The 25,542-nt window shown below is 63.1% G+C and carries 21 protein-coding genes and 1 pseudogene; 10 read left to right on the forward strand and 12 right to left on the reverse strand.

The window, feature by feature from the left end:
- Positions 1-37: 37 nt before the first annotated feature.
- The gene (locus ASF30_RS15050) at positions 38-928 is read right to left on the reverse strand and encodes a Rieske 2Fe-2S domain-containing protein (RefSeq protein ID WP_055908287.1); all 891 of its coding nucleotides are present in this window, start codon (positions 926-928) and stop codon (positions 38-40) included.
- A gap of 358 nt (positions 929-1,286) precedes the next feature.
- Here ASF30_RS15050 and ASF30_RS15055 point away from each other — a divergent pair, with 358 nt between their 5' ends.
- Positions 1,287-2,753, forward strand: coding sequence for an amino acid permease (locus ASF30_RS15055; RefSeq protein ID WP_055908290.1), 1,467 nt, complete (start codon positions 1,287-1,289; stop codon positions 2,751-2,753).
- A 57-nt stretch (positions 2,754-2,810) separates the two neighbouring features.
- Here the strand turns inward: ASF30_RS15055 and ASF30_RS15060 are convergent, their stop codons facing one another.
- From ASF30_RS15060 to ASF30_RS15070, 3 genes are all read right to left on the reverse strand, one after another.
- Positions 2,811-3,515, reverse strand: coding sequence for a hemerythrin domain-containing protein (locus ASF30_RS15060; protein ID WP_055908294.1), 705 nt, complete (start codon positions 3,513-3,515; stop codon positions 2,811-2,813).
- A gap of 345 nt (positions 3,516-3,860) precedes the next feature.
- Positions 3,861-4,199, reverse strand: coding sequence for a hypothetical protein (locus tag ASF30_RS15065; protein WP_162240770.1), 339 nt, complete (start codon positions 4,197-4,199; stop codon positions 3,861-3,863).
- A 264-nt stretch (positions 4,200-4,463) separates the two neighbouring features.
- Positions 4,464-5,771, reverse strand: a complete 1,308-nt coding sequence (locus tag ASF30_RS15070; RefSeq protein WP_055908300.1) for a glycosyltransferase — start codon at positions 5,769-5,771, stop codon at positions 4,464-4,466.
- Positions 5,772-5,869: 98 nt separating this feature from the next.
- Between ASF30_RS15070 and ASF30_RS23535 the strand changes: the two genes are divergently transcribed.
- On the forward strand, positions 5,870-6,511 hold the full coding sequence (locus tag ASF30_RS23535; protein WP_055908303.1) for a TetR/AcrR family transcriptional regulator: 642 nt from the start codon (positions 5,870-5,872) through the stop codon (positions 6,509-6,511).
- Positions 6,512-6,548: 37 nt separating this feature from the next.
- On the opposite strand, the gene ASF30_RS15080 is transcribed toward ASF30_RS23535, so the two are convergent.
- The 3 genes from ASF30_RS15080 to ASF30_RS15090 form a co-directional block, all read right to left on the reverse strand.
- On the reverse strand, positions 6,549-8,177 hold the full coding sequence (locus ASF30_RS15080) for a DUF885 family protein (RefSeq protein ID WP_055908306.1): 1,629 nt from the start codon (positions 8,175-8,177) through the stop codon (positions 6,549-6,551).
- 258 nt (positions 8,178-8,435) lie between these two features.
- Positions 8,436-9,563 (reverse strand): hypothetical protein, encoded by a 1,128-nt coding sequence (locus tag ASF30_RS15085; protein WP_157497438.1) that lies wholly within the window; start codon positions 9,561-9,563, stop codon positions 8,436-8,438.
- Positions 9,564-9,565: 2 nt separating this feature from the next.
- On the reverse strand, positions 9,566-10,570 hold the full coding sequence (locus ASF30_RS15090) for a hypothetical protein (RefSeq protein WP_200918461.1): 1,005 nt from the start codon (positions 10,568-10,570) through the stop codon (positions 9,566-9,568).
- A gap of 431 nt (positions 10,571-11,001) precedes the next feature.
- Here ASF30_RS15090 and ASF30_RS15095 point away from each other — a divergent pair, with 431 nt between their 5' ends.
- Genes ASF30_RS15095 through ASF30_RS15105 form a run of 3 tightly spaced genes read left to right on the forward strand, consistent with a single transcriptional unit; the run spans position 11,002 to position 15,832 of the window.
- Complete coding sequence (locus ASF30_RS15095; RefSeq protein ID WP_055908314.1) at positions 11,002-13,512, forward strand: ATP-binding protein; 2,511 nt, start codon at positions 11,002-11,004, stop codon at positions 13,510-13,512.
- A 23-nt stretch (positions 13,513-13,535) separates the two neighbouring features.
- Positions 13,536-15,266 carry a DEAD/DEAH box helicase family protein gene (locus tag ASF30_RS15100; RefSeq protein ID WP_157497440.1) on the forward strand — a complete coding sequence of 577 codons (1,731 nt, stop codon included), beginning with the start codon at positions 13,536-13,538 and terminating at the stop codon, positions 15,264-15,266.
- Complete coding sequence (locus ASF30_RS15105) at positions 15,263-15,832, forward strand: hypothetical protein (RefSeq protein ID WP_055908319.1); 570 nt, start codon at positions 15,263-15,265, stop codon at positions 15,830-15,832. Before ASF30_RS15100 ends, ASF30_RS15105 begins: the two co-directional genes overlap by 4 nt.
- 25 nt (positions 15,833-15,857) lie before the next feature.
- Here the strand turns inward: ASF30_RS15105 and ASF30_RS15110 are convergent, their stop codons facing one another.
- A complete protein-coding gene (locus ASF30_RS15110; protein ID WP_162240771.1) occupies positions 15,858-17,804 on the reverse strand; it encodes a sigma factor-like helix-turn-helix DNA-binding protein in 1,947 nt (648 codons plus the stop codon).
- Between the two features lie 255 nt (positions 17,805-18,059).
- Here ASF30_RS15110 and ASF30_RS22320 point away from each other — a divergent pair, with 255 nt between their 5' ends.
- Positions 18,060-19,064 carry a DNA cytosine methyltransferase gene (locus ASF30_RS22320; protein WP_082467861.1) on the forward strand — a complete coding sequence of 335 codons (1,005 nt, stop codon included), beginning with the start codon at positions 18,060-18,062 and terminating at the stop codon, positions 19,062-19,064.
- Between the two features lie 189 nt (positions 19,065-19,253).
- Here the strand turns inward: ASF30_RS22320 and ASF30_RS15115 are convergent, their stop codons facing one another.
- The 3 genes from ASF30_RS15115 to ASF30_RS15125 form a co-directional block, all read right to left on the reverse strand.
- The gene (locus ASF30_RS15115; RefSeq protein WP_055908325.1) at positions 19,254-19,487 is read right to left on the reverse strand and encodes a hypothetical protein; all 234 of its coding nucleotides are present in this window, start codon (positions 19,485-19,487) and stop codon (positions 19,254-19,256) included.
- A 131-nt stretch (positions 19,488-19,618) separates the two neighbouring features.
- Positions 19,619-20,020: a ChaB family protein gene (locus tag ASF30_RS15120; protein WP_055908328.1), complete on the reverse strand. Its 402-nt coding sequence runs from the start codon at positions 20,018-20,020 to the stop codon at positions 19,619-19,621.
- 81 nt (positions 20,021-20,101) lie between these two features.
- A complete protein-coding gene (locus ASF30_RS15125) occupies positions 20,102-20,386 on the reverse strand; it encodes a hypothetical protein (RefSeq protein ID WP_055908331.1) in 285 nt (94 codons plus the stop codon).
- 201 nt (positions 20,387-20,587) lie between these two features.
- On the opposite strand from ASF30_RS15125, the gene ASF30_RS15130 reads away from it, so the two are divergent.
- The 3 genes from ASF30_RS15130 (at position 20,588) to ASF30_RS15140 (ending at position 23,780) form a co-directional block, all read left to right on the forward strand.
- Positions 20,588-20,965, forward strand: a complete 378-nt coding sequence (locus tag ASF30_RS15130) for a RidA family protein (RefSeq protein ID WP_055908335.1) — start codon at positions 20,588-20,590, stop codon at positions 20,963-20,965.
- A 34-nt stretch (positions 20,966-20,999) separates the two neighbouring features.
- A complete protein-coding gene (locus ASF30_RS15135) occupies positions 21,000-21,758 on the forward strand; it encodes a class I SAM-dependent methyltransferase (protein WP_055908338.1) in 759 nt (252 codons plus the stop codon).
- Between the two features lie 207 nt (positions 21,759-21,965).
- Positions 21,966-23,780: a DUF262 domain-containing protein gene (locus tag ASF30_RS15140; RefSeq protein WP_055908341.1), complete on the forward strand. Its 1,815-nt coding sequence runs from the start codon at positions 21,966-21,968 to the stop codon at positions 23,778-23,780.
- A gap of 98 nt (positions 23,781-23,878) precedes the next feature.
- Here ASF30_RS15140 and ASF30_RS22325 read toward each other — a convergent pair.
- Positions 23,879-24,118 (reverse strand): annotated as a pseudogene (locus tag ASF30_RS22325) (RtcB family protein); the annotation flags it as partial.
- A gap of 355 nt (positions 24,119-24,473) precedes the next feature.
- On the opposite strand from ASF30_RS22325, the gene ASF30_RS15145 reads away from it, so the two are divergent.
- Positions 24,474-25,478 carry a TM2 domain-containing protein gene (locus tag ASF30_RS15145; protein ID WP_157497442.1) on the forward strand — a complete coding sequence of 335 codons (1,005 nt, stop codon included), beginning with the start codon at positions 24,474-24,476 and terminating at the stop codon, positions 25,476-25,478.
- The last annotated feature ends 64 nt before the right edge of the window (positions 25,479-25,542 follow it).

Raw genomic sequence — 25,542 nt, forward strand, 5'->3', positions numbered from 1 at the left:
TCGCGCGCAAAGAGCGGAGCGCCCGACACCGGCCCCTTCAGTCGGCGCCGGGCAGCATCACCTCGACGCGCCCGTCCCCCTGGCGGGCCTGCAACGCGGGCTGAGGCGCTATGGCCGGACCCCGTCGTACGCTGCCGTCGGCGAGCGAGAACGTGCTGCCGTGCCATGGACACCGGATGCAGGCCGAGCCGTCGGCATCCGTCACCAGATCGCCCTCACTGAGCGGACCCGAGAGGTGACTGCACCGGTCGGAGAGGACCGAGAGGCGTTCTCCGTCGCGGAAGACGAGGATCGGCACGTCGCCCACTGCGCTCCTCGTCACGCGGCCCTCGGCGAAGTCCTCGAGCGTGCCGATGGAGTTCCACCCGCTCGGGACGATGTGTGGAACCTCTTCGGCATGGTTGACGCCGGCGGCTTGGTGGTAGGCCAGATGTCCGCCGATGAATCCCCCGGCGGAGGCGACGGCGAGTCCGAGGTAGGAGAGCACCTTGCCGCTTCCGTCCCGACCGCGCCGGCGCTGCACGTACGACGCCGCGTAGAGGGAGACCGCCACGAGGTTGGCCGCCCAGTGCACGACGCCCGTGCGCATCTGCTGCTCGTGCAGCTCCGACCAGTCGGTCGCGCCGGTCAGTGCCGCCGGGGCAGCCGCCAGGACGCCGACACAGATGAGCCTCCTGCTCGCGCTCTCGGTGCCGGGCACGAGGTCGAGGATGGCGGCGGATGTCCACGATCCGAGCGGAATCTGCACGAGCACCGGGTGCACGGGATGCGCCGCGGGAACTCCATGGAGCACATCGCGCACCTCCCCGGGCGGCACGAGCGCTCGCACCGCCTTCTGCAGGGTGGAGATGAGCGGATCGAGCGCTGTCGCGTTCTCCACCGGGGAGAAGATCTTCGTCACTATCCGATTGGCGCTGGCACTGAGCATGCAGTGACGATAGGCCGCTCGAACGGATGCCGTGAGGGGCTTGACGGGCGCCGAACGGGAGCGTTCGCGCGCCAACCAGCTCACACACCCGCCCGCTGAGTCCCGGCGAAGCCGCGGTCGAAGCGCGCTGCGCGGCAGCATCCGCTCGCCCGTCCGCCCTCCCACACGCCCACGAGCCAAGCGGCGGAGAACCTACTCCCCGAAGAATTCCCGCACCACCCCTGTTCGGGGGCATCTGTTGGTGCCAGAGTATTCGCACCGATCAGCCACGCCCAGCGCTCGACAGAACAAGCAGACAGAGCAGCAAAAGCAGGTAGAGCAACACAGAACGCGACCACCCTCACCGAGAGGAACCGCCATGAGAGTCAAGGACCTGTTCGTCACTCGCTCCGTGAGCGACCTGATCGACGAGACGGAGTACGGCGACGAGAGGCTCCGACGCAGCATCGGACCGGTCGGTCTCACGGCTCTGGGCGTCGGCGCCATCATCGGCACGGGCATCTTCGTCGTCATCGGCGAGGGGGCGAAGCTGGCGGGCCCCAGTCTATTCCTCGCGTTCATCCTCGCCGCGATCACCTGCGGGTTCTCGGCGCTCTCATACGCCGAGCTCTCGTCGAGCGTGCCCGTCTCGGGCAGCGCGTACACCTTCTCCTATGCGACGCTCGGCGAGTTCGTCGCCTTCATCATCGGCTGGGACCTCATCCTCGAGTACGGCGTCGCGGTCGCGGCCGTCGCCGTCGGCTGGGGCGGCAACCTCAACGCGTTCCTCGAGTCGGTGTTCGGCATCGAGCTGCCCACAGCTCTCACGGCCTCACCGTCGGACGGCGGCGTGATCAACCTGCCGGCCGTCTTCATCGTGATGCTGATCAGCATCCTGCTCACCCTCGGCACCCGCGAGAGCGCGCGCGCCAATGCCGTCATGGTCGGCATCAAGATCGTGATCCTGGTGTTCTTCATCGTGGTGGCGTTCACGGCGTTCCAGGCCGATCACTTCGAGCCGTTCGCCCCCGAGGGATTCGCCGGCATAGCCTCCGCGGCCGGCGTGATCTTCTTCGCCTACATCGGCTTCGACGCGGTGACCACGGCATCCGAGGAATCGAAGAACCCCGGACGCGACCTTCCCATCGCCGTCATCGGATCCCTCCTCATCTCCACCGTGCTCTACGTGCTGGTCGCGATCGCCGCCGTCGGTGTGGCCTCGGTCGACACCCTCTCGGGCAGCGACGCCCCGCTCGCCACGGCGCTCGACGAGGGCGCGGGCATCCCCTGGGCCGGCGGCCTGCTCGCGGCGGGCGCCCTCATCGCCATCACCAGCGTCATCCTCGTGCTCCTGTACGGCCAGACGCGCATCTTCTTCGCCATGTGCCGCGACGGCCTTCTCCCCCGTCGCCTCGCGAAGGTGAACCCGCGCTTCGGAACCCCGGCTCGCCTCACTCTCGGATTCGGCACGCTCATCGCGGTCCTGGCCGCGCTCGTGCCCCTCGACGAGATCGTGAAACTCGTCAACATCGGAACCCTGTTCGCCTTCGTGCTGGTGAACGTCGGCGTGATCATCCTGCGCCGCACCCGCCCCGACATGAAGCGGCCGTTCCGCGTGCCGGGCTCGCCCGTGGTGCCGCTCATCGGCATCCTGCTCTGCGGCTACCTGATCGCGCAGCTGCCGTGGGAGACCTGGGTTCGGTTCGTCGGTTGGCTCGTGGCCGGCCTCATCATCTACTTCACGTACTCGATCCGACACTCGCGGTTGCGCCGAGGGGAGCACGCGACGCGACCTGGGGATGCCGGGGCTCCGGATGCCACCTCGGACCCGGGCGAGAAGGGCTGAGCGACGACCGCGGCGACAAAGGCGGTGGCAACGGGCGCTACTCGGCCAGCTCAGAGGTCAGCGCACCCCCTCCAGCGCCGCCCGGTTCGCCTCGTACTTGCGCTTGCCCACCAGCTTCCAGATCGTGCGCACCGGAGCCGGCAGGTGCTTCTTCTGCCACTCGACGCCGCCGTCGGGTTGGGCGGCGAGGATCGCGCCGAGCTGCAGGAACATCGCGCCCTTCGGCGTGGCCTTGCGCCCATGCTCGCCGAACCAGTCCACCTCCTTCTGGGTGAGCGTGGTCTCCATGACGGGCACGATGTTCGCCACTTCATCGCCGAGGTGCACGTCGAGCGCCGCATTGATGCCGTCGAGAGCACCGTGGACGAATGCCGCATCCGCCGGCGACCCGCTCGAACGCCAGGCGGGCAGCGCCTCGTCGAGGGCGTCGAGGTACACCAGCATCTCGGCGTGCTGCGCCTTCATGCGCGAGACGTGCGCGGCGCACGATGGCGCGCGCTGCTCGAGCGTGCTCCACAGATGGGTGTCCTCCCCCTCGTGGTGCGCGTGCAGCCCGAGGGACAGCAGCGTCAGGTGATCGGCGACAATCCCGGCGTGGTTCGCGTCGCCGTCGCGCACTCCCTCGACCAGCGCGGGGCCCTCCTCGAAGCCGGCGCGGAACATCCGGTGGATCTCCTCCATCCCCGAGGCATCGCAGGTGACGGATGCCGCACCCCCGCCTCCGGGCTGGTCACCGCTCGCGGGAAGGATCGTTGCAGACATGGGGAGCTCCATTCGGGTCAGGAGGTTGGAAAGGCACGCGAGCGGAGCGCCGGATCGTCGAACCGGCTGGGCCGGTTACGACGACGCTGACGCTCGGATGCTGCCAGACCACATTCCACTCCGGCCGACGCCCTCACGCAACAGGCAATTCCTACGCCGGGCAGCGCCCACGGGCCGAGCAGCACTCAACCGCTCGCTGAGGCCCGACGAAGTCGCGGCCGAATCACCTACGCGACCCGCCGCTTCTTCGCCAACGTCTCCGCGATGACCCCAGCGCGGCATCCGTCCCGGATGACAATGACCGCCGGATCGCCTCGGCCGAGCCGCCGCACTACGCCGACAGCGTCAGCACTTCTTGATGCCGTCGAACTGACCCAGGGCGCCGGTGGAGTGACGGTAGGTCGCTCCGGGTGAGAGGGTCTTGCACGGGCTGTCGGGCGCGGCGGCCCAGATGATCTTGACTCGCTGCGTCGTGGAGCACGTGTTCTTGATGATGGCGTACGGGAAACCCCAGCTGTGGCCCGTCTTCGTCTCCCTCACACACGTTGGCGCGAGGGTCGCCTTGATGAGAGTCGAACCGACGGATGCCGACAACGCGGCCGGAGCAGGCGCCGCGTTCGCTGCAGCGGCCACGCCGAGAGACATCGGTACAGCGAGTGCGATCGATGCAACGGTTGCGAACATGTGACGCTTCATGAGGAGCCTTTCGGTTGTCGGGATGTACCCGCGAGCAAATCACTCGACAGCGAGCGCCGACAGGGGTTGATTTCCGCGCGGGAGCCATTTCAACTGCTGCGGTCCCGGAGGCGGGCAACGATCGTCCGGCTGGCTACCCCCGCCCGCCGTCTCGCCAGCGCCACCCGCCCACTGAGGCCCGACGCAGTCGCGGCCGAAGCGCACCCGCCCGCAGGGCACGGACGAAGTCCGCGCCGAAGCGCGCCCTCACCCTCACGCAACCTGCCGCTTCTTCGCCAGCGCATCCGCGAGGATCCCGTGCACGGCATCCGGCCCCGGCGAGCGCCGGATCGCCTCGCCGATCGCCGCGGCCCGCGAACTGTAGCCATCGTCGCCAAGCACACGACGAACAGCCGCCCCGACCTTCGCCTCAGTCGGCGCATCCGTCCGCAGATTCACGCCCACACCCGCCCAGTCCACGCGCGCACTCACCTCCGTCTTATCCTCGGTCATCCCGGCGACGACGAGCGGAACTCCGTGCTCGAGCGCGTAGTGCACGCCGCCGTATCCGCCGTTCGTCACCATGAGATCGGTGAGCGGCAGCAGTTGGTCGTACGGCAGGAACGACGCCGCCCGCACATTGGCAGGCAAGTCGGCGGGCAGTGACGAGACCGGACGCCCGCCCGTCGCCACCACGACGAGGGCATCGAGCGATGCAAGAGAACGTACAGTCGGCTCGACCAGGTTCCAGTCCGAGTTGGCGACAGTCCCCTGTGTCACGTGCACCACCGGACGCACTCCCCGCGCAGCAAGCACATCGCCCCACCACGCCGGCAGCGGAGCCGTCGATGCCCGCGACCGCGACACCGGTCCGACGAAGTGCACGGTGTCGGGCAACCCCGCCCGCGGATACTCGAACTCCGGCACCGTGAACTGCACGACCAGGTCGGCTCCGCTCGGCCAGTCGAGGAAGAAGCGCGGCAACTCGCGACCGATCTCGGCCCGCGCGATCTCGTTCGCGTAGCGCTGCACCGGCGCGAACACGCCCTTCTCGGCGGTCGCGGTCAAGAACGCGTTCCGCAGCCGCCCGAGCCCAGCGGGCAGGGGCTTGATGCCGAGACCGAACGGGGCGACGTCGGGGTGCTTGAGACCGAGCGGGATCATCCCGAGGTTCACCAGCAGCGGACGCCGCGACCGCGGCAACCCGCTGAGCACCGCGGCGCCGGCGAACATCGATTCCGCGAGGATCGCATCCGTCTTCTCAGCCGCAAGAGCCTCGCGCACGGCCGCGAGCTGCGCGGGCACCGGCTTCAGGAAGATCTCGATCATGTCGTAACGGATGCCCGCGGGTCCGCGCAGCCCACGTCGCCCCGGGAACGCGGCGTCCATGTCGGTGTCGTCGTAGTCGGCGGCATCCGGCAGCGGCAGGAACTCGGCGCCGGTCGCGACCACGGCGTCGCGGTAGCGCACACCGGTGAGGAAGCGCACGCGATCGCCGGCGGCGACGAGCGAGGCCGCGACGGAGAGCAGGGGTGTGACGTGCCCGTGGACGGGCGTGGAGGTGATGAGCACGGATGTCATGGTGACGAGATTCCTCGGGTCGAGTGGAAGGCGGTTACGATTGAACCACCTCCCGCAGTATTCACTACCCCGTAGGGTTAAGCAATAGGATAACCGACATGTCAGGGAAGCCCCCTACCCGCAGCTACGTCTCGTCGCTCCGCACCGAGCAGGCGGCGACCACGCGCCGGCGCATCCTCGAGGCTGCGGCCGTCTGCTTCGCCGAGAACGGCTACAGCGGCACCTCGCTCGCCGACATCGCCGCCCGCGCCGGAGTCTCCCCCGAGACCGTGAAGAACAACGGCCCCAAACGCGAACTCCTCCTCGGAGCCTTCGAGCAGGCCTTCGCCGGTACCGAGGGCCCAGCGCCCGTCGTCGACAGCGACCCCGCCCAGGAGATTCTGGCGATAACCGATGCGGAGGCCTTCCTCACCGCTACCGCCGCCTTCGTCGCCGCCGCAAACGCCCGCACCAGCGTGCTCTGGATCGAGTTCCTGGCGGCGGCCAACGCGGATGCGCTGGTCGCCGCCGCGTTGGACAACCTGCTCGCTCGTCGCCGGGCGGACTACCGCGGTGTGGTCGAGCAGCTCATTTCGCGTGGCCTCGCGACGGGCGTGGACGACGTCGAGGCAGCCGCCGCCACGCTGTCATTCCTGTGGTCGCCGGAGAGCCACCAGCAGCTCGTGCTGCAGAGCGGGTGGACGACCGAAGACTACGACCAGTGGCTGGCCGACGCGGCACGGAAGCAGTTCGTGGGGTGAATGTCGCTGCGCCGGAATGGCGCAGTGTCAGGCCGCGTCACTCCGCCCCGTCGAGCACGTCGACATCCGAGCGATCGCCGAGCATCTCCCAGCGCAGCAGCGACACCGGCACGTTGCCGTTCTCCCAGAGGAAATCGTGCAGGCGACGCAGGTCGAAGGCGGCGCCGCCCGCGACGGACGCATCCGCCACCAGCCGCAGCACCTCGTGCTTGCCCACGTTGTACGACATCGCGAGCCCCGGCGTCGCGACGTACATGGCGGTCTCCTCGGTGGCCGTGGCGAGATCCATCGGCACCCGTTCCACGAAGAAGCGCACAGCATCCGCGTGGCTGAAAACGCCAGTGACGAGGTTGACGTCGACGATCACCCGCAGCGCCCGCAGCCGCATGAAGTTGTGCACGATCACCTGCGAGTGCGGGGCGTCGGCGAACAGCCCGGCGGTGAGCATGAGCTCCTCGTTGTAGTGCGCGAGGCCCTCGTTGGGCACCGAGTCGTAGACGTGGCGCCGCAGCGGCCGCGGATTGCCCCAGGAGAGCGCGAGCTGCTGGGCATGCACGCCCTCGTGGATGATGCCGAGCCGCGGATCGCGCGCGCTTGCCGCGTCGAAGTAGGGCAGCTCGGTCGACGGCTCGGGGATGTAGGAGGTGGCCGTCTCAATGCGAGCGTGGTTGCCCAGGTCGTCGGTCACCCCGAACATCGCGAACGGCGACAGATAGGCGGGTGTCGCGGCGAACTCGTAGTGCCGCAGGCTCTCGGGCTGGCTGAGCAGGTCGTGCCGTTCGTAGAAGGAGCGCACCTCCCGCTCTCCCTCGATCTGTGCCGACACTTCTGCGTCGACGGATGCCGCAACCGGCGGTTCCGCCTCCCCCGCGAAGCTTGCCCGGGCGGCCTCTTCGGCTACGACCGCACGCCGATAGTCCTGCTCAGCGGCGCGCACCAGCTCCTCGGGCTCGCCGGCGATCAGCGCGACATGACGCAGGTACCAGACGAATTCCTCCCGTCCGACGATGGCGTCAGGTCCGAGGTCGCCCGCGTTCTCCTCGAGCCAGGCACGGTAACGCTCGAGGGCGTCGCGGGCCGGCGGGAGCGCAGCGGTGAGGGCAAGTCGCGTCTCGTCATCGACGTGATCGGCGACCGCGGTGACGGATGTCGCGAGCCGCTCGCCGATGTCGTCCAGCATCCCGATGGCCACGTGGGCCAGCGACGCGACGCCGTGCTCGGCGAGGTTGGCGATGGCGCCGTCGACGGCATCCGGCATCGCGGTGAGCACCATCACGAGGTCGGCCCGGCGCTCGGCATGGAAGGGCGCCGGCTGCAGCAGCAGGTCGAACCACGGGCCGACGATCTGGCCGAAGAGGAACACCGCGTCGCGCTCCCAGTTGCGGAGCACGTCGAGCTCCCAGTGCACGCGCGCCAGGGCGGAGCCGAGAAGCCGGTGGTCGACCTGCACCGGCACGGGCTCGGCGCTCACGTCGATGGCCGCATGCCTCTCGGCGAACACGCGCAGCTGCACGATCCGTTCGGCGACGGATGCGGCATCGAACGACGGCACCCACCCCGCGGGCCGCGCCATCCGCGGAACGTCATCGGAGGTGTGGAAGCCGGTCGCCGCCTTCCATGCCCAGAATTCGGAGCCGAGCCGGTCGAGATCCGTCGTCGCAGACATGCTCCCAGCGTATTGCGCACCGCCGACAACGCGGCAGGGGTGGGATTCGTCAGCGGCGCCGTGAACCTAAGCCCCTACCTGCACCGACGTCTCGTCGCTCCGCACCGAGCAGGCAGCGACCACCCGCCGACGCATCCTCGAGACCCGCGACGCTTGCTTCACCGGTAGAGGTATTTCGCACCGCTGACGACGAGCGATTACCTTTCCTGGCCGGCGCGCGCCTCATGACCTGGCTAATTAACGCGCGGGGTTGGTCTCTTATCCAGTCGTTATGGTCCCGCCCGGCTGCAGCGCTGCAGGCGGCTCGAATGACGCAAGCAGCTCTGGAAAGAGGTCGAGCATCGCCCTGACCAACCGCACGAGAATCTGCATTGCTTCGTCCGGTACATCACGTGCCCGGTGGAAGACAAGATTTCGCACTGAGTACATTGCTGCTATGCCTTGCTTCGGAGCTTGCCCGCTCTTAACTAGCAGCTCATTTGAGGCAAACTCCAACTCATCGAGACTGTAGCCCTGTGAGTAGTCAGTCACCAGCCGATTGAGGCGCTTCTTCTCATTCATCTCCTCGCTTAGGTCATTCAAGGCATCTCGAACACCGAAGAAACCTTGTCCTTCTTTTGAAAGCTCGACCGAGATCTCCTTAGCCACCTTCGACAGGCGCTCGGCAAGAACTAGCTCCATCAAATACTCGAAGACCTGATACGAGTAGAAGAACTGGGTGATGGGAGAAGAACTTGACGTGACGGCCAACGAGATGAGCCTCGATACCATTTCAGGAGATGCAACAGCGGACGATTGCCGTTCCAGTACGAAGTGGCCGAGAGGGGTGTCGGGACCGGACCACTCGAGTTGGCCCGGCTCGTAGTAGCGCTCTGGGACGAAACCAAAACGCACGAGTGCTGGCACAATTTGAGAAATGTCGAAAGGTGCCAGGGATCCCAGGGTCTCTTCGCTGATGGTTAGAAAGGCAATGTTGTCGTCGAACAGATCGGCGATGTTGACGGCAGCTCCCGCATCTGCCGCCTTTAACCTCAACACTTCGAGGTCGATTTCGCGAAGTGCTAACTGGATCGTCATATACGCGTACTTGAGAAAATACTCATTCCCGGATTCGTCGTGATCGACTGAGCCGAGCGCGTTTGCTGGGATGAGCCATCCAATCCGTGTCCGCCCCTTCCCTGATCGGACGAGCACCTGCCTCACTGAGTTCTCCGATAAGTCCTTGCGAGCGAACCGGTGAATTGCGAAAGATTTCTCGGCGTGCGCCTCATCCAAAACCAGAGGCGTAGATACAAAAAACTCCTCTTGCTCCCCTACCCTCACAACAAAAGTGTCATCGACGCGCTCCACACTTCGAGGTGCCAGGCCGCCGCTACTCTGCACCATGCCTAGCCATTCTGGTCCTGATACTTTCGCAGGGCGCTGACGGCTGCATCGTTTAGCTTGAGATAGCTGTCGGTGTCGTCGTTGAAGAGCTCTCTAAAGAAGTAGGTGAAGTAGGAACGCTGCGCGTTTCCAATCTTGGTTGTGTTGTTCTTCAGCCAATCAAGCGATTCGTTCAGCCTTACTAACAAATCCTCGGGATCACTGGACCCCGACTTTTCCAGGAGGGCGGAACCATCTTCAACGTTCGCCAACACTCCCCGATCGATGAGCTTTCCGAGCGCGGCACCGAGTCCTGATAAAGCCTGAGGCCTCTTGAATACTTTTAGGAGGTTCGCACCGAACGGGCTCGTGATCGTATCGGAGAACTCCGGAGGAAGTGATACGTCACCAAGTGAATCGAGCAATGTGACCATCGAGTGGACTACTGCGACGTACTTCTCGAAGACATCACTGTCCTGGTTCTCTGCGGCCAAACGCTCTAGGGTGCGGATGTTATCCAGCACCGTGGATCGGTCCATCGGGAGCTCGTCACGGCTTATGTAGGAGTTGTAGCCCTCCACAACATCCTTGAAATTGAACTGGAATGGCTTCGTCGCATACTTGCTGTCTGACTCTGCGAGGAGCTCCACGTCGCCACTCAGTGTCTTGCCCTGATAGTCCGTGTAGATCATTTCGATCTGTTGACGAAGCGACATAGGGGTTTGGCCCGTGTTTAGAGTCAGCATTCTGTAAAGGATTCCGAGGCGGTTTAAGCCGAGGTACACCTCGATACGCAATGGGACCGCGCTGTCCGTGGCGGATGGATCCAGTTCCGCCAAGTAGTCGATGATCGTATGTGTACGCTGCAACCCATCGAGAATCATCAAACTCTTTGAGTTGTCCGCGATAGCTACCGCCAATTCTTTGTCGGAAAGGCTCGCCGGGTCGGGGACAGTTCCAGGCAACGCCAGCACCACAGGTGGTACAACGCAACCTTGCGCAATGTCCGACTTGAGAAGTGAGTACACGCTCTTCGACGAACTGACACGCTTCCGTTGGAAGGGGTTTTGATCAAGGTTCCCTCGAATTAGATCTGCATACTCCCGAAGACTCACCTCAACTAAGACATTCCACGAATCGATCCTGTTGTCACGGAGCCGAGAAACTACCTGCATCGATGGACCTTTCTGTCGATATCGCTCACCATAGCGTTGCCGCGTAGAACTTGATCCCGCCCCAAACGCCATCCGGACCTCCAGCGGCTAGAAGCGCATCACGCTTCGTGGTCTGCATCGCGCCGGAGCACTCCCCTCGACTGAACTTCCGCTCTCAGCGATTGATGGGCAGGATCCGAACCTCTGACTGGGGAGTGCGACCTCCCCTACTCCGCTGGACAATAGGATCCAGGGGGTAGCTAGCTTCCTCAAATCGACTCAGACTGCACGGCAACGGAGGAACAATGACCACGGCTGAGTTCCTGGACATCACGCCCGACCCAAAGGTTCTCCTCGCCCTCACCCAAACTCCTCTCAAGCCGTTGGACGCTCTCTGTGAACTAATCGACAACGGAATCGATGCGTTCGCCGCAGCGAGCATGGAGGGCATCCCGCTTTCGCATCGACTCGTCGAAGTGACCGTGCCCGGGGCCTCAGTCGTGAAAAGGGGCGAGGGGATGGTGCGCGTTTACGACAACGGCGGCGGCCTCGACCGCATAGGCCTCGAGAACACACTGCGGGCTGGGTTTAGCGGCAAGAACCGATTCGACACTTTGGGCCTATTTGGAATGGGCTTCAACATTGCGACCGGGAAGCTTGGACGCAGAACTCGAGTTACTACTGCCCGTCAGTCAGACCAGATGGCATTGCAGGTGACGCTCGACCTGCCCACAATTGTGCGATCGCGTTCGTTCAACGTCCCAGTTGAGATCGTGCCCAAGCCGACCAACTTTGAGCACGGAACGATCGTGGAGGTCGACGGCTGGTGGCCCGACGGCGATTCCAACGCGGGCTTTGCCGCGCAGCTCGGGGCCATCCCTAAGCTGCTGTTGAGGCAGCAACTGGGGCGACGATATGCAACTGTGCTCAAACGATCGAACGACGACTCAATCCGCGTCCTCGTGAACCAAGATGCCCTCGAGCCATTTGAGCATTGTGTCTGGTCGGAATCCCGCTTCGTCGAGCGAAAGGGATGGGGCACCATCCCCGCCCAAATCACGTTCAATGAAGTCATTGCAACGCAGCGCCGTTGCGTCATGGACGGAGCTGCGATCCCGACAGATTCCAATGCTTGCCTTGAGTGTCAAAGCGAAGAGTTTCGGACGGTTGATGAACGCATACGCGGATGGGTTGGAATCCAGCGCTACGACGACAACAACAAGTTTGGAATCGATCTCATCAGGAAGGGTCGAACCATTCGCGTGAGCGAGAAGGACGCATTCTTCAACTACCAGAACGAAGTCGGCGAGAGCGTCAAAGAGTACCCCACCGATCAGCAGACCGGCCGGATCGTCGGAGAAGTCCACCTGGATCATGTTCCCGTCGACTTCCAGAAGCAGGACTTTCAGCGCACGACTGATGAGTGGATCCGTGCAGTGGCCTTTCTCCGAGGTGCCTCATTACTCCCGAGTAGCTGGTCCGGCGACGAGCGCAACGAGACCCCGGTGTCAAAGCTATTCCAGGGCTATCGAAAGGTACGCAATCCCGGCAAGTCCGATATGTATATGGGCCGTTGGGACGAAAGCACGAACAAGCCGACGCGTATATCGCGTGCAATCGAGGCGGAGTACTATCAACGCTTTGTAAACAAGGAGCCAGGGTTCTTTGACGACAGCAAGTGGTGGGAGCTCGTCGAATCCGCTGGCATTCAGCCCATCGTGGGACTCTCCGAGTGTCCGCATTGCGGATTTCAGAATTTGCCGAGCGACGAAGTTTGCGACGGCTGCGACGCGCTGCTTCGGTCCAAGCCGTGCGTCGCTTGCGGTGAGGCAATTCAACAAAGTGCGGTTCAATGCCCACACTGTGGCGCGTCGCAAATTCCTGAGGTCATTGAGCCCTGGAGTTGCAACGTTTGTGGTCAGACAAACGACGTAGAGAGCGATAAGTGTGTCGAATGCGACTCAATTCGCGGCAGCGAGAGTCCAATCTCGGCCGCAGCCCTCCAGCGCGACAGCTCGGCAGCGGACGAGTACTCCTTTAAAAATCGCGTCTTCACTTTGACGGATGGACGGAAAACGGAGCCGCTCGACATTGAGACGTTCAGGGCCGGCGTCTTGCGTCCCGCATGGAACGCGGATCCTGTCCCGAGCATTACCTTCCGCAGCCCAGGACGAATCAAAGTCTTCGTGAACGAATCGCACCCGTTATTTGCTCAGCTGGGAACCAGTCCACAACAGCTCGTCGCTATCGAGGCAGCGCAATATCTGTACAGCCTGCGCACCGACTTACAGGGGCGCCCTGGACACACCGTTCCAAACATCGCGGCTCAAATTCTTGCTGAAGTCTGGTCCGACGTGTTGGTAAGAACTCCTGAGTCAACGGCGGAAAGCATCCGCGCCATTTTCGAACGGATCCCGGACCGGATCGTCACTGACGACGCGGCCGATTTCTACGATGAGCTCGATGAGTTCGAGCAGCGGCAACTGGCCGACCGGCTTATTTCTCTCGGCCGCTTAGACGAACTAACCGAGCTCAAACGGACGGGGGCCTATTTACAGTTCACCGGGCCTAGCGTGCTCGCAAAACTATTTAGGCACCAGCCCTCATCCTGGTTCGGCTCTGTCTGGAACGACGTCTTGCCGGATGCCGCGGATGTCGGCGTCGCCGCTGCCGCCACCGCCATGGAGCAGAAGGTGGGCAACTACTCTCGGTGTCTCGAAGATTGCGCCGCTTACCTTCGCTTTATTTACCCTGATCCGCTCATCGTTGCCAGGGCTCAAGCTTCAAAAGACTACCTGGAGGCCCACCTCTTGTGACGGACTTCTTGGGTGACTTTGCGATGGCAGCAACCGGATGGCAAGCCTACGAACGATCCCTTACCCGACTACTTCCACTTCTCGGCTATCAACACGTCTCACTAATCGGAGCTAGCGGCGATGGCGGAGCGGACGTCCTCGCTACTAAGAACTCGAGGCGCTGGCTCTTCCAAGTCAAACGGATGAGCCAGCCCGTTGGCCCCGAAGTAATTGAGCGAACATTGGCCGCGATGCGCACCTATGAGGCAGATATTCCGGTGATAGTCAGCAGGAATGGCTTCACCCAGTCTTTGCACGCACAGCGTCGTCAATTGGCTGCCGAAGGCATCAACGTTCAGTTGTGGGACCAGGCGGCCTTTCGGAAACAACAAGCGTTCGCGCCCCTCGAAGCGTTGGTAACCGAGTACCCGAACAGGTACCAGCCGCGGGAGTACCAATCCGAGGCGTGCGCAAAGATTCTGGCGTCATGGGCAAATGAGTCCACGCAATCGTCGCTGGTAGTACTTGCAACGGGTCTGGGAAAGACGTTCGTCGCAGGTGAATCGGTCCGGCGAATGTCTGCCCTAAAACCCGAGCTCAGAGTACTCGTCCTCGCGCACACGAATGATTTGGTCTACCAGTTAGAACGAGCGTTTTGGCCGTTCCTCCGCTCGAACCAAGCCACGGTTGTGGTCAACGGGACCGAGAAGCCTGCTTGGGCAGATCTCAGCGCATTCGATATCGTGTTCGCCTCCCGCGACACTCTAGTGAACGCAACTACGGCGGGCATCGAATTGCCACCATTCGACATCGTCATCGTTGACGAATGTCATCATTTGGAATCGAAAACTTATGACAGCCTGCTCGAGGATCTGGGAGTTGGTGTGGGCGGAGGCCCATTTCTGATTGGGCTGACAGCCACCCCATGGCGACCAGGAGGAGCAAGACTCGAGCGATGGTTCGATGGGCCGACTGTGAGCATCGATCTGGTGAAAGGACTAGGGTCTGGCTTCTTGGCAAATGTCGACTACCGGATGTACACCGACAATGTCGACTGGGACCAACTGAAGCAGCTGAAGGGTGATCGCTTCACCCCGAGAGCGATTAACAGAACGCTATTCATCGACGATTGGGACGACGCGGTTGTCTCGCGAATCTCGGAGGTTTGGGCCGAGAATCCCAAGACGCGTGGCATCGTGTTCTGCGGCACAGTGTCACATGCTGACCGGCTGTCCGAGCGCATCAACGCGCTCGGTTTCACCAGCGCTGCTGCCATCTACTCAAAAGGTAGCTCTGGCGTCGCGATGACCCCAATCAATCGAAACCGGGTTCTGTGGGACTTTGCCGATGGCAAGACGGGCATACTTTGCGCCGTTGACGTTCTAAATGAAGGCGTCGACGTCCCCGATGTGAATCTGGTGGTGTTCCAGAGAGTGACTCACAGTCGGCGCATTTTCGTCCAACAACTCGGCCGCGGTCTGCGGCTCGCGCCCGGGAAATCGAAGGTAATTGTGTTGGACTTCGTTTCGGACGTGCGCCGATTCGCAGCCGGCTTAGATCTCCAGAGATCGCTCGACGAATGGGGCCCCCGGCCAGGAAACGAGGTAAGAGTGAAGCTACCCAACAGCGTTACGTTCATGAGGGCCACCAACAAGGATGACGAGGCAGCGGCGTTCCTCCGCGAATGGCTCGGCGACCTGGAAGCAGTCGAGGCCGCGGGAGAGGACGTAAGCGTTCTCCGATACCCTCCACTGAATTCGGCGCCACTCCCATGAACTCGTCGTGGAACCAGAATCGTCACCGAGCGGCCGAAGCCACGGACTTACTCAGCGAGGTTCTTAGCGATGCCAACGCCCCGACACCGAGGCTAATCAGCGCATACCTCGACGCAAAGCGTCAGCTGGCGTTGGCTTTCCAACAGCTTGCGGAGGACAGCTTCGAGGACGACGGCCGCTTTGCGGAGCTGAAAACGGGCCTGGAGGCAACGATGGGTGTCCTGTTCCCGCAGGTACCGTTGAAGTACCGGACGGTTCGTGGGTACGGCCGAACTCACGCACTTTTATACGCCTATCTCTGCGCACGGCAGGGCGAGGAAGTGAGTGTTGACGAGCTACGCGTTCTGACCGGTGATGCCATCCATACCGAGAGACGCACCCGCGAGTTGCGTGGGCTTGGTTTACGTATCGATGCATATTCAAATGGGGGGCTGTCAATCTATCTGCTGCGAGACTCGCACCCCGCAGCGCATCAAGGGGCGCTAGTACAGGTCAAACGAAACATTCGAGAAGACAAGACCGTCGATGAGCAAGACCGCCGGCGACTTCTGGCCTCACTCGACTGAGAATCGCGCTCGCGACTAGGACGGTCTACAGTCCCTCCAACAATTCTGCGAGATCATCCTCCCGCCTGGCGCGCAATCGGGCAATGATGCCATCGAACCCGGTCGCCCCGCTCAGGCCAAGAGCATCTGCAAGTGCCTGCACGCCCTCACGGGGAGACGCTATCCAAGTGCAGCCGACTTGAGCCAGGACCGTGTCTACGACCCCGTTCCCCTCGCGGACTTCATCAACGGAAAATCGACCGTCGTCCCAAAAGGTGAAGAAGACAGCACGACCAGCCTCGAGAGATAGCTGAGCCGTCAATCGCTTGATACTTCCCAGCGTTGGCTGGATACCTTTCCACGAGATTCCTTGCACCCCGTCGGAACTCCTAAGTTCAACTTTGCCGCCACGATCCAGGTGCGTGAGCGCGGCGACGGCAATGGGCAGGACTGATCCACTACCGCGGAGATGCTCGTCCGTCACCACGGTTCGGTACACCCACGCCGTGGGTTGTCTGTAGAGGCGTCGAGTCAGCCACGGCGATTTCGCGGGGGCGCCCGCGTCACCCGGGCGACGCCTCACCGTACCCGCTTCAGTAACGAAGGGGTGAGCCGCGGCATATGCGATGACGCTGGTCGCCATAACGTTAAAGTTGCTCGTAAGGGTATCGACGAGGTCGCTTAGCGACACCGACCCGTCGTTGGTTCCTAGGACGTCCTCAATGAGTTCTCGGATCGGCTTATATGGACTCATTTCCCATTCGCTTAGACCCCATAAATCTCGGTTAACTCTGGAGAAAGCGGAATCTGACCCGAGTACGTTCTTCAGTCCAACGAGAGACCGCTCTTCTCCAAGCCGGTCGAGAATTGATTCGGCAGATAACGGTTCACCTTCGCTGACCAAGACCGCAATCGCGCGGCCCCGAGTACCCGCTCCCCCCGCGAGAACAAGACTTTCGACGATGCTAAAGCCGCAGTAGTTGATCCATTGAGGGAGCAGGTCGGCATCAAGCTTGTGACCGGGGACGATGCTGAGCGCAGTATCAACAGGGATAACATGCTGCGCGCTAACGCTCACCCCTCCGCGGGCAGCAGCCCTCAGCGCCTGTATCGTCATGCCACGTGCCGCGGCGATACTTGGCGCCGCGCACCATCCGTCCGCGATTTCGTATCGATCGTCTAGCCGGTCTAAAATCCTCCAAATTGGCTGTTCGTAGGTATTCACCACTTCCCGAAGAGACGGGATCGCCCGCAGAAGTTGATCAAGGGCTAGAACCCCAGTCGCCTGCGCCCTAACGGTGACCGCAATAGATGACATGGCACCATCCATCACAAGCGAGACCAGCTCCCGCCTCGCCTTCCGCTCCAACTGGCGCACGCGTTCCCGGCTGACGCCAAGGTCTACTGCAATCCCCTCATACGTTTCAGGAGCATCTGCAAAGGACCGGCGCTTAAGGACAGCGGTCATGCGCGGATCCATCTCCTCCGACTGCCGCTGAAGGATGATGGCAGGTGTACTCCCACCCATAGGAAAAAGTTCTGACGCCGTTAGAGCGGACAGCCGACGTAGAGACTCGGCAACTTCGTAGGGAGCGTTCAAGTACTCGTCGCTGGCAAGTAGGGAGGAATTCGGGCGACCAAGCATTAGGTTCCACTCGGCAATGAGATGGAAGTCACTAACCGTCGCGTCTACCCACGGGGCGACTGACGGTCGCGCCTCAGCCATCGGACGAGGAACGTCGGTGGTCCCCTTGACGTCCCTAATCGACTCGATTGTAAGAGACTCAATCAGGCTCAGGATCGAAAGTTCACCGACATGACTCCAGTCCATGATCGAGGCAACGCTTTCCTCGGAAATGGACTCGAATGTGGAGCGCTTTTCTCGCATTAAGGCGTTCATCATGCGAGTTGCTAGCCCCAAACTGCGAAGGAGCGTCCCACTGTAGACATTGCTGTATAGCGTCCCCAGAGGCACGTGCTGGCGGTCAGCCATGACCGCCAGTGCGACAAGGCGGGCCAGTTTACGTGCCTGCTCGGGCGTATCAACGGTTGCCAATTGTCCAGCGTCAATACCAGCAATCGCGTAAGGAATCAGCCGCGACGTTGCAACCGCCCTTTGTTCGATAGTGGTCATACTTGCCTCTGGCGCTCGAATGTCTGATGCCCTACGTATGCTTACCGTCTGTCGGTCCGACAAAGCTTGCTGTAGTAACCGAGAATAGACGCGTCCCGACTGCTAGGAGATCCAATGACAGGCATATCAGTGCTCGAGATTTGTGCGGGCGCCGGCGGTCAAGCCTCGGGGCTTGAGGCAGCAGGCTTCGAGCACCAACTTGCCGTTGAGATCGATCCGGCTGCTGCGAACACCCTGCGGTTGAACCGGCCAGGGTGGGATGTGTTCGAAGGCGACGTGAGAGCCGTAAACGGAAGAGACTATCGAGGAATCGATCTGTTGGCGGGCGGTGTGCCCTGCCCACCTTTTTCCATCGCAGGACAGCAGCTCGGTAAGGACGACGAGCGCGATCTGTTTCCAGAAGCGCTGCGGCTCGTCCGCGAGGCTCGTCCAACGGCGGTCCTACTCGAAAACGTACGGGGCCTCGCCTCTCGTCGCTTCGATTCCTATCGCGAGGCGATCCTCAGCGAGTTGAATGACTTAGGTTATGACAGTGACTGGAAGTTGCTAGAGGCCGCCTCGTACGGCGTACCTCAACTGCGGCCGCGCTTCATCCTTGTGGCGATGAAGCGTCGACACTTTAAGAAGTTCTCCTGGGGATTGCACAACGGGCAAACAAAGACCGTTGGAGAGGCGTTGTACCCGTTGATGAGCGCTGACGGCTGGCTAGGCGCGAGCCGGTGGGCATCGAACGCAAGCAAAGTCGCCCCTACCCTCGTCGGCGGAAGCAAGAAGCACGGCGGGGCAGATCTCGGCCCAACCCGAGCGAAAGCTGCGTGGCTGGCACTAGGCGTGGATGGACGCGGAATTGCAGACCACGCGCCGAATCATCTGACCCCGCTCGACCACACACCTCGGCTCACACTCGATATGGCCGCCGCAGTTCAAGGCTTCTCCCCGGATTGGACGATTCACGGCCGGAAAACGGCTGCCTACAGACAGATCGGAAACGCATTCCCACCCCCTGTGGCAGAAGCAGTTGGGCGACAAATACTGCGTGCCCTGTCGGGAAAACAGGGCGAAACCATGCTGAACAACCGACGCGACCTTGACCGAGTTAGCACCACTCTGGCTGGCTGACAATCCTACGAACCCAGGGATTTGCGCTCCCGGCCGAGGATGAATTGTCCTTCACGTTCATGACAAGGTGCCACGATTTCGGGATGACGATAGCGGGATGCAACGCAATCTCGGTATCGACTCCGCCCGCCGCAGGAAAGCAGGAATAGCCGCACGGAATCATGCGCGTCCAGCGACACGTCGATGAATTTATACGGCTGCCGAGAGCTCCTCCCGCCATTCGAGCTGGTCATGCTCGATCGGGATGCGGAGACCGGATGCGCCGGCCAGCTCGTAGCGGGCGCGGGAACGTTCCGGGGTCGTCCAGTGCGGGAGGTAGTCGGCGACCCACAGGTCAGTCCGCAAGGTCGGCGACGAGAAGTCGTCGTGGATGTCGGTCGCGCGGGTAGGTCGCTTCGGGAACGACTCGGCGGGAGGGGTCACGGGTCCATTGTGGCGGTGGAGCGGTGCTGCTGGGAGGCACAAAGGCCGCCTAAGTCGCGATGGTGATCGACGCGCCGGCGGCGATCCGTTCTTGCGAGGGGAAGGTCGCGAACCGCTGCGAAGCCGCCCTCTCAGCCCTCCCGCTCGCGGCTGCGACGGGTCTCGCGGTCGTTGGCTCGCTGGATCTCCTCGACCAGCTCATCCTTCGTCATGGTGGAACGGCCCGGCACGTCGAGGCGCTTCGCGATGTCGTAGAGGTGACGCTTCGAGGCGTTCGCATCCACCCCGCCCGCCGTGTCGCCGGATGGGCCGGGCTGCGCCGCCCCCTCGTCGCTCGGACCCCACTCGGCCTTCGCCTCCCAGTGGTCGCCGACCTTCTCGTACTGGTGCTTGAGCGCCGCGAACGCCGTGCGGTGCGCACGCTCGCCCTCGCCGTAGCTCTTCACCGCGGCGTCGTGGGTCTCGAGCCAGATCTCCTGCGCATGCTTCGGCGACCGGGCGATCGTCGACGGCAGCTCCTCGCGTGCGGGCATCGTTCCTCCTCGCGTTCCTCGTTCTCACGGTACGCCGATGACGACGGATGCGGCCCCGCCGCCACCGGCCACCCTTCGTCCCTACAGCCCGACCGACTTGTTCACCGCACTATCGGCGGCGCCGATCTGTTCGTCGGCCGCGTCGGTCGAGTCATCCGTTCCGGCCCTCCGGTTGTCGACAGCGGTGGTCGACTCATCAGCCGTATATTCGCCAGCGCTCTCGCCTGCGTCGCCCGCGTCGCCCGCGTCGCCGACAGCCTCACTGGCAGCACCCGGCATGGCGAACCCCGTCGCGTTCGGCGATGCACTCTTGTCCGCGTCTGAATAGTCCTTGGTCTCGTCGCCGAGTCCACCCTGATCCGCCATCGTGCCCTCCTTCACTCGCGCCGCCGGCTTGGCGGCAGCACCAGTCTGCGCGCGACCCCTCGGTCTCGTGGCGGGGTTGCATCCGGAGCTTCGCCGTGGTTCGAGGGCGGCATCCGTCGTCGCCATCGCCCATTCGGCATCGACTGCGAAGAGAAACGTCTGGTCTGGACACGTCGATCGAAGAGGGCCATCCTCGTGGCTATGCGCCAGGTTCTCGCCACCACCCAAGCCCCGAGCTCGCCGATGTTCAGTCAGGGCGTCAAGGCCGGCCCGTTCGTCTATGTCTCGGGCACAGCCGGAATCGACGTCGCGACCGGGCAGCTCGCCGGGCCCACGATCGGCGAGCAGGTCAGGCAGGCGCTGACCAACTGCGAAGAGGTGCTGAAGGCCGCCAATGCGACCCTCGACGACGTCGTGGAGGTGGGCGTGCTGCTCGCCAAACCCGACGACTTCGCGGGGATGAACGAGGAGTACGCACGCTGGTTCCCGATCGAGCCGCCCACGCGCTACGCCGCGAAGCTCGGCGCGGTGCTTCCGGGGGTGCTGGTGTCGATTCGGATGACGGCGTACGTGGGGTAGGTGCGCCGTCCGCCCTTCGGGATACTGTGGCCGCATGGTGGATGGCGCGGACGCGGACGGGTGGTCGCAGGTCGCCCAGGGCTGGGCGGAACTCTGGGGCTCGTTCGCGGATCCGGCGCGACGGGCGATCATCGAGGCGGCCGCGATCGGGCCGGGAACGCGCGTGCTCGATGCGGGCTGCGGCAGCGGTGAATTCCTCGACCTGCTCGCCGAGCGCGGGGCGGTTGCCGTCGGTGCCGATCCCGCCCCCGCCATGGTCGCGCTCGCTCGGGAGGCCAGCGCTGGCACCGGCGCCGACGTCGTGCTCGCCGACATCGAGAACCTTCCCTTCGCGGATGCCGCCTTCGACGTGGCCACGGCGGTGAACGCACTGCAGTTCGCCGAGGACACGACAGCCGCCGTTCGCGAGCTCGCCCGGGTGGTGCGACCGGGAGGCATCGTGGCCGTGTCCAACTGGGCGGAGGCTGCCCTCAACGACATCGACGTGGTCGAGGCCGCGATCGCCGAGGCCCGAGATGACGAACCGTACCCCGACGGCCCATTGCGGCCGGCCGGCGGTATCGAGGCGGCGCTCGCGGCCGGCGGGGTCCAGGTCGTGGACTCCCGCGTGGTGGACGTGCCGTGGTTCGCGCCCGACGAGGTCACCCTCGTGCGCGGCATCCTCCTCGGGGAGGACGCCGATGTGGTGACGTCGCTGCACGCAGTGATCGTGGCGGCCGCCGCCCCGTTCCGCGACGGTCGGGGCGGCTACGTGCTGCGCAACTCATTCCGGTGGGCGATCGCGCGGGTGTGAGCACTGCGCGCCGCACGCTGGGCACCGGGCGGCCGGGGCAGGCCTGCAGCCCGGGTGAGGAAGACACCGCGTGGGTTTCAAGTGTTAGGCCGAGTCTGTGAAGCCGATGCGAAGCAGTCCGAGGTCCCCTAATCTGGCGGACGAGTCTTGATCGTTGGGCTGCGACGAATCTCCGAGTCCAGCGCTGGCGGCCGAAGGGAAGCAGAGATGGGCGCGGGTAGCGAAGCACAGAACCGTACGATTCGCGACTGGCTGGTCAGCATCGATCGCGGGCAGACACGCCTGCCAAGTTTTCAACGAGGACTCGCTTGGGAGCCAAAGCGCGTCGTTTCGATGCTGGAGACGATCATCCATGATCTCCCGCTCGGAGTAGCGCTGGTGCTCAACGTGGGCGACAAGGAACAGTTTGTTTCACGGCCTCTCGTGTCGGCACCTGACACGACGGAGGCAGTCACTGAGCACTTGCTCGACGGTCAGCAACGCCTCACTGCGCTGTACCGGGCGTTGAGGGACAACGACCCACGCATCACGTACTTCCTCCATCTGCCGGAACTCGACGACGATCCTCGCAACGACGACCACGACGTGTCGGTCCGAGTGGAGCGCCGTTGGGACAACAAGCATGGGACGCGATTCCCGGTCTGGGTCGATTCGCCGAAAGAGTGTCTGCAACGTGGATTGGTGCCGGTGCGCCTGTTCGACCCTGCCAGCGATGAGAGCGGTGTATGGATTGAACACGCAACCGCGCACCTCGAGCCTGGCGAGGACGTGACCGACATTGTCGAGCTCCGCGCGAGGATGAAGCATGTAACGACGACACGCGACCGCTTGAAGAAGCTCATCGCCGAGAAGCGGGAAACCGTAGCCCATTTCAATCTTCCATACCTTCGGTTGCCGGCCACAACACACAAAGAGACAGCCTTGAGCGTGTTCGTCAACATGAACACAAATGCCAAGCCATTGAAGGCGTATGACATCGTGGTCGCTGAGCTTGAAGGGGCGACCGGTCATCGCCTGAAGGAGATGGAAGCAGAACTCGACGCCGAGCAGCCTCGAATCAAGAAGTACCTTTCGCTCGACAACGCAGTGCTCCAAACTTCTGCGCTCCTTCAGACGAAGTTGCCGAACCAAGTCGGCTACTTCGACATGGACTACGCACTCTTCGCCGAAAACTGGCCTCGCATGTCTCGTGGCCTACGTCGCGCGGTACAGACGATTGAGTCCCTGCGAATCTTCGATGGTGAGCGGTTGCCATCGGCTATTCCCCTCCCAGTAATCGCAGCGCTACTTGCGGACGAACCAGAAGAGGGAGATCGCCGGGCCAACGTCGACAAGGTCATGCGTCGCTACGCATGGCGATGCTTTTGCACCAACCGTTATGAAGGTGCCGCCGCGACCCGGGCATTCGCGGACTATCGGGGGCTGGCGCAGATGCTCGCTGGGGACGGCGCTGAGAAGTCGGTTCCGGTGTTTGATGAAGAGCTGTATCCCCTCCCGACCGAACGCGAGCTCCGAAGTGCACCTTGGCCAAAGAACAAGAACTCGATCTCGCGCGCGATACTCGCGGCCTCGAACTACTTCGGTGCGCGCGATTTCGCGGACGACACGATACTGACGCCGGAAAATGTAACTGCCCGGGAGTACCACCACGTCTTCCCGAATCAACTGCTTGCGGAAGCTGGTATCGAGCCCATGCTTGCTTTGAACTGCGTCTTGATCACATGGAAGACGAACCGAACGATCGGGCGACTCGACCCGATCACATACCTCGAGAAGCGTGCTGAAGCGGCTCCCGACGACCGAGATATACGCGACCGGCTTGAGTCTCACCTCGTTCCGTACGAGAGCCTCGTCAGCGCAGGGCCATATCCGCAACCCTCTGGCGACGAACTACGTGCCGAAGTACAGCCCGACTATGACGCTTTTCTGAAGCACCGCTCTGCACTCGTCAGCAAATTCATGGCGATGGCGTGCGAGGGAACCCAGCCCCATATGAGGGATGTTCTAGATTTGGCCAGCTGATTCGTTCCCCTGTCCCTACAAAAGCCGCCGGTTACCTCAGTGGTCGAGTGAGCGAGACACCGCGGCCCGCGCACTGCGCGCGGGCCACGGCATCCGTTTCAGTCGCCCTTCACGTTCACGATCTGGTGCAGCGTGTGCCGGATCGTGACGAGTGAGGACGCGTCGGCCATCACCTGGTCGATCGGCTTGTAGGCCTGCAGGATCTCGTCGATGAAGGCATCCGTGTCGCGGAACTCGATGCCCACCATCGCCTCCCGCAGCTGCTCGTGCGTGAACTCCCGCCGAGCCGCCGACCTCGAGAACGTGCGCCCGGCACCGCGCGGGGACGAGTTCAGCGACCCCGTTGGCGGCAGAAGCAGTTCAATACCTGCGGAGAGCGCTTGCTGGCGCCTTCGCATCCGCTTTGCCCTGTGGCCCCCGGGCACCGTTGTCTGCAGATTCGTCACGCGGACCGGAACACCCTCGCGCCAGTCGAGTTGGCCGTGTTCGATCCGCAGGCGTAGACCGGGTGGGCCGGCAGCGGCAGCGGACGTGAGACGGCTCGGGATCGTCAAGTCGAAGCGGTAGTGCGCGTCACCTCACTCCTTGCCCAGATAGGCCCACTTGCGCAATCATGAAGATTGCTCATCTAAGCGGGCGACCTCGGTCGCCATGGGGGGAAGTCGGTCGCCATGGGGGGAAGAAGGTATTCAGATGACTGGCGTGCCTCCGGACGAGTCACTTCCGACGAATCAAACTCCCCCACCGCCAGCGGATGCCACCTCCCCGCCACCCACGTCGCCTCCACCAGCACAGGCCTCGAATACCAAATCAGGCAACGGGCTTGGAGTCGCGGCGCTGATTCTCGGGATCGTGGCATTCGTTCTCGCGTGGATTCCAGCGGTCGGCTTCTTCGGCATCTTCTTGGCCGTCTTGGGAATCATCCTGGGGATCATCGGCCTCGTAGCAAAGGGGCGTCCGAGGAACGTCGCGCTCGCAGGCACGATCGTCTCCGGCATCGCGCTGCTCATCTCGATCATCATGAGCGTTGTCTACGCTGCGGTCCTCGTGACGGCCGTGGACGAAGCGGTGACCGACAGCACCTCCGCCGAGATTGCGCCAGAGGACGAGCCGTCAAGCGAGGCGCCAGCCGAGGAAACGAACACCCCACAGGACTGGGCAGATTCCACGTTCGGGACATTCGACCCGATCAGCCAGACTGGTACAGGTGACAGCGTGATTGCCCTTCCGGATGCGACTGCCGCCGTGGTGACCGCAACGCACGATGGCTCCTCCAACTTCGCAATCTCGGTTCTGGATGCCACCAATCAGTCGACAGGAGATCTGCTCGTCAACACCATCGGCGCATACTCCGGCACGACTGCCTACGGGTTCAACGCGATCGCGCAGGGTGTCAACCTGGAAGTGAAAGCGGACGGCAACTGGAGTATCACGATCGCTCCCATCAGCTCAGCGCCGGCGCTTGCACCGAGCGGCGCCGGCGATGCCGTGTTCCTCTATGACGGTGAGGCGTCTACGGCGGCTATCACGCACGACGGCGCCGCGAACTTCGTGGTGTCCGAAGAGACGGGCGATGCCCTCAGCATGGGGCTCCTGGTGAACGAGATCGGACCCTATTCGGGAACAGTCCCCCTCAGTGGCGGGCCGTCAGTGATCGACATCAGAGCCGACGGCAACTGGACGTTCACGGTCGGATAGTTCGCAAATCACGCAGTCGATGACGGGCCTGAGAACCGCGGCCCGCGCATACGCGCGGGCCGCG

This window comes from Leifsonia sp. Leaf264 (genome assembly GCF_001422325.1).
In the GTDB taxonomy this organism is placed as follows: Bacteria; Actinomycetota; Actinomycetes; order Actinomycetales; family Microbacteriaceae; genus Orlajensenia.

Coding starts and splice junctions, on each gene's coding strand:
- ASF30_RS15050 (WP_055908287.1), bottom strand. CDS start 928: ATGCTCAGTGCCAGCGCCAATCGGATAGTGACGAAGATCTTCTCCCCG.
- ASF30_RS15055 (WP_055908290.1), top strand. CDS start 1,287: ATGAGAGTCAAGGACCTGTTCGTCACTCGCTCCGTGAGCGACCTGATC.
- ASF30_RS15060 (WP_055908294.1), bottom strand. CDS start 3,515: ATGTCTGCAACGATCCTTCCCGCGAGCGGTGACCAGCCCGGAGGCGGG.
- ASF30_RS15065 (WP_162240770.1), bottom strand. CDS start 4,199: ATGTTCGCAACCGTTGCATCGATCGCACTCGCTGTACCGATGTCTCTC.
- ASF30_RS15070 (WP_055908300.1), bottom strand. CDS start 5,771: ATGACATCCGTGCTCATCACCTCCACGCCCGTCCACGGGCACGTCACA.
- ASF30_RS23535 (WP_055908303.1), top strand. CDS start 5,870: ATGTCAGGGAAGCCCCCTACCCGCAGCTACGTCTCGTCGCTCCGCACC.
- ASF30_RS15080 (WP_055908306.1), bottom strand. CDS start 8,177: ATGTCTGCGACGACGGATCTCGACCGGCTCGGCTCCGAATTCTGGGCA.
- ASF30_RS15085 (WP_157497438.1), bottom strand. CDS start 9,563: ATGGTGCAGAGTAGCGGCGGCCTGGCACCTCGAAGTGTGGAGCGCGTC.
- ASF30_RS15095 (WP_055908314.1), top strand. CDS start 11,002: ATGACCACGGCTGAGTTCCTGGACATCACGCCCGACCCAAAGGTTCTC.
- ASF30_RS15100 (WP_157497440.1), top strand. CDS start 13,536: ATGGCAGCAACCGGATGGCAAGCCTACGAACGATCCCTTACCCGACTA.
- ASF30_RS15105 (WP_055908319.1), top strand. CDS start 15,263: ATGAACTCGTCGTGGAACCAGAATCGTCACCGAGCGGCCGAAGCCACG.
- ASF30_RS15110 (WP_162240771.1), bottom strand. CDS start 17,804: ATGGCTGACCGCCAGCACGTGCCTCTGGGGACGCTATACAGCAATGTC.
- ASF30_RS22320 (WP_082467861.1), top strand. CDS start 18,060: ATGACAGGCATATCAGTGCTCGAGATTTGTGCGGGCGCCGGCGGTCAA.
- ASF30_RS15120 (WP_055908328.1), bottom strand. CDS start 20,020: ATGCCCGCACGCGAGGAGCTGCCGTCGACGATCGCCCGGTCGCCGAAG.
- ASF30_RS15125 (WP_055908331.1), bottom strand. CDS start 20,386: ATGGCGGATCAGGGTGGACTCGGCGACGAGACCAAGGACTATTCAGAC.
- ASF30_RS15130 (WP_055908335.1), top strand. CDS start 20,588: ATGCGCCAGGTTCTCGCCACCACCCAAGCCCCGAGCTCGCCGATGTTC.
- ASF30_RS15135 (WP_055908338.1), top strand. CDS start 21,000: ATGGTGGATGGCGCGGACGCGGACGGGTGGTCGCAGGTCGCCCAGGGC.
- ASF30_RS15140 (WP_055908341.1), top strand. CDS start 21,966: ATGGGCGCGGGTAGCGAAGCACAGAACCGTACGATTCGCGACTGGCTG.
- ASF30_RS15145 (WP_157497442.1), top strand. CDS start 24,474: ATGACTGGCGTGCCTCCGGACGAGTCACTTCCGACGAATCAAACTCCC.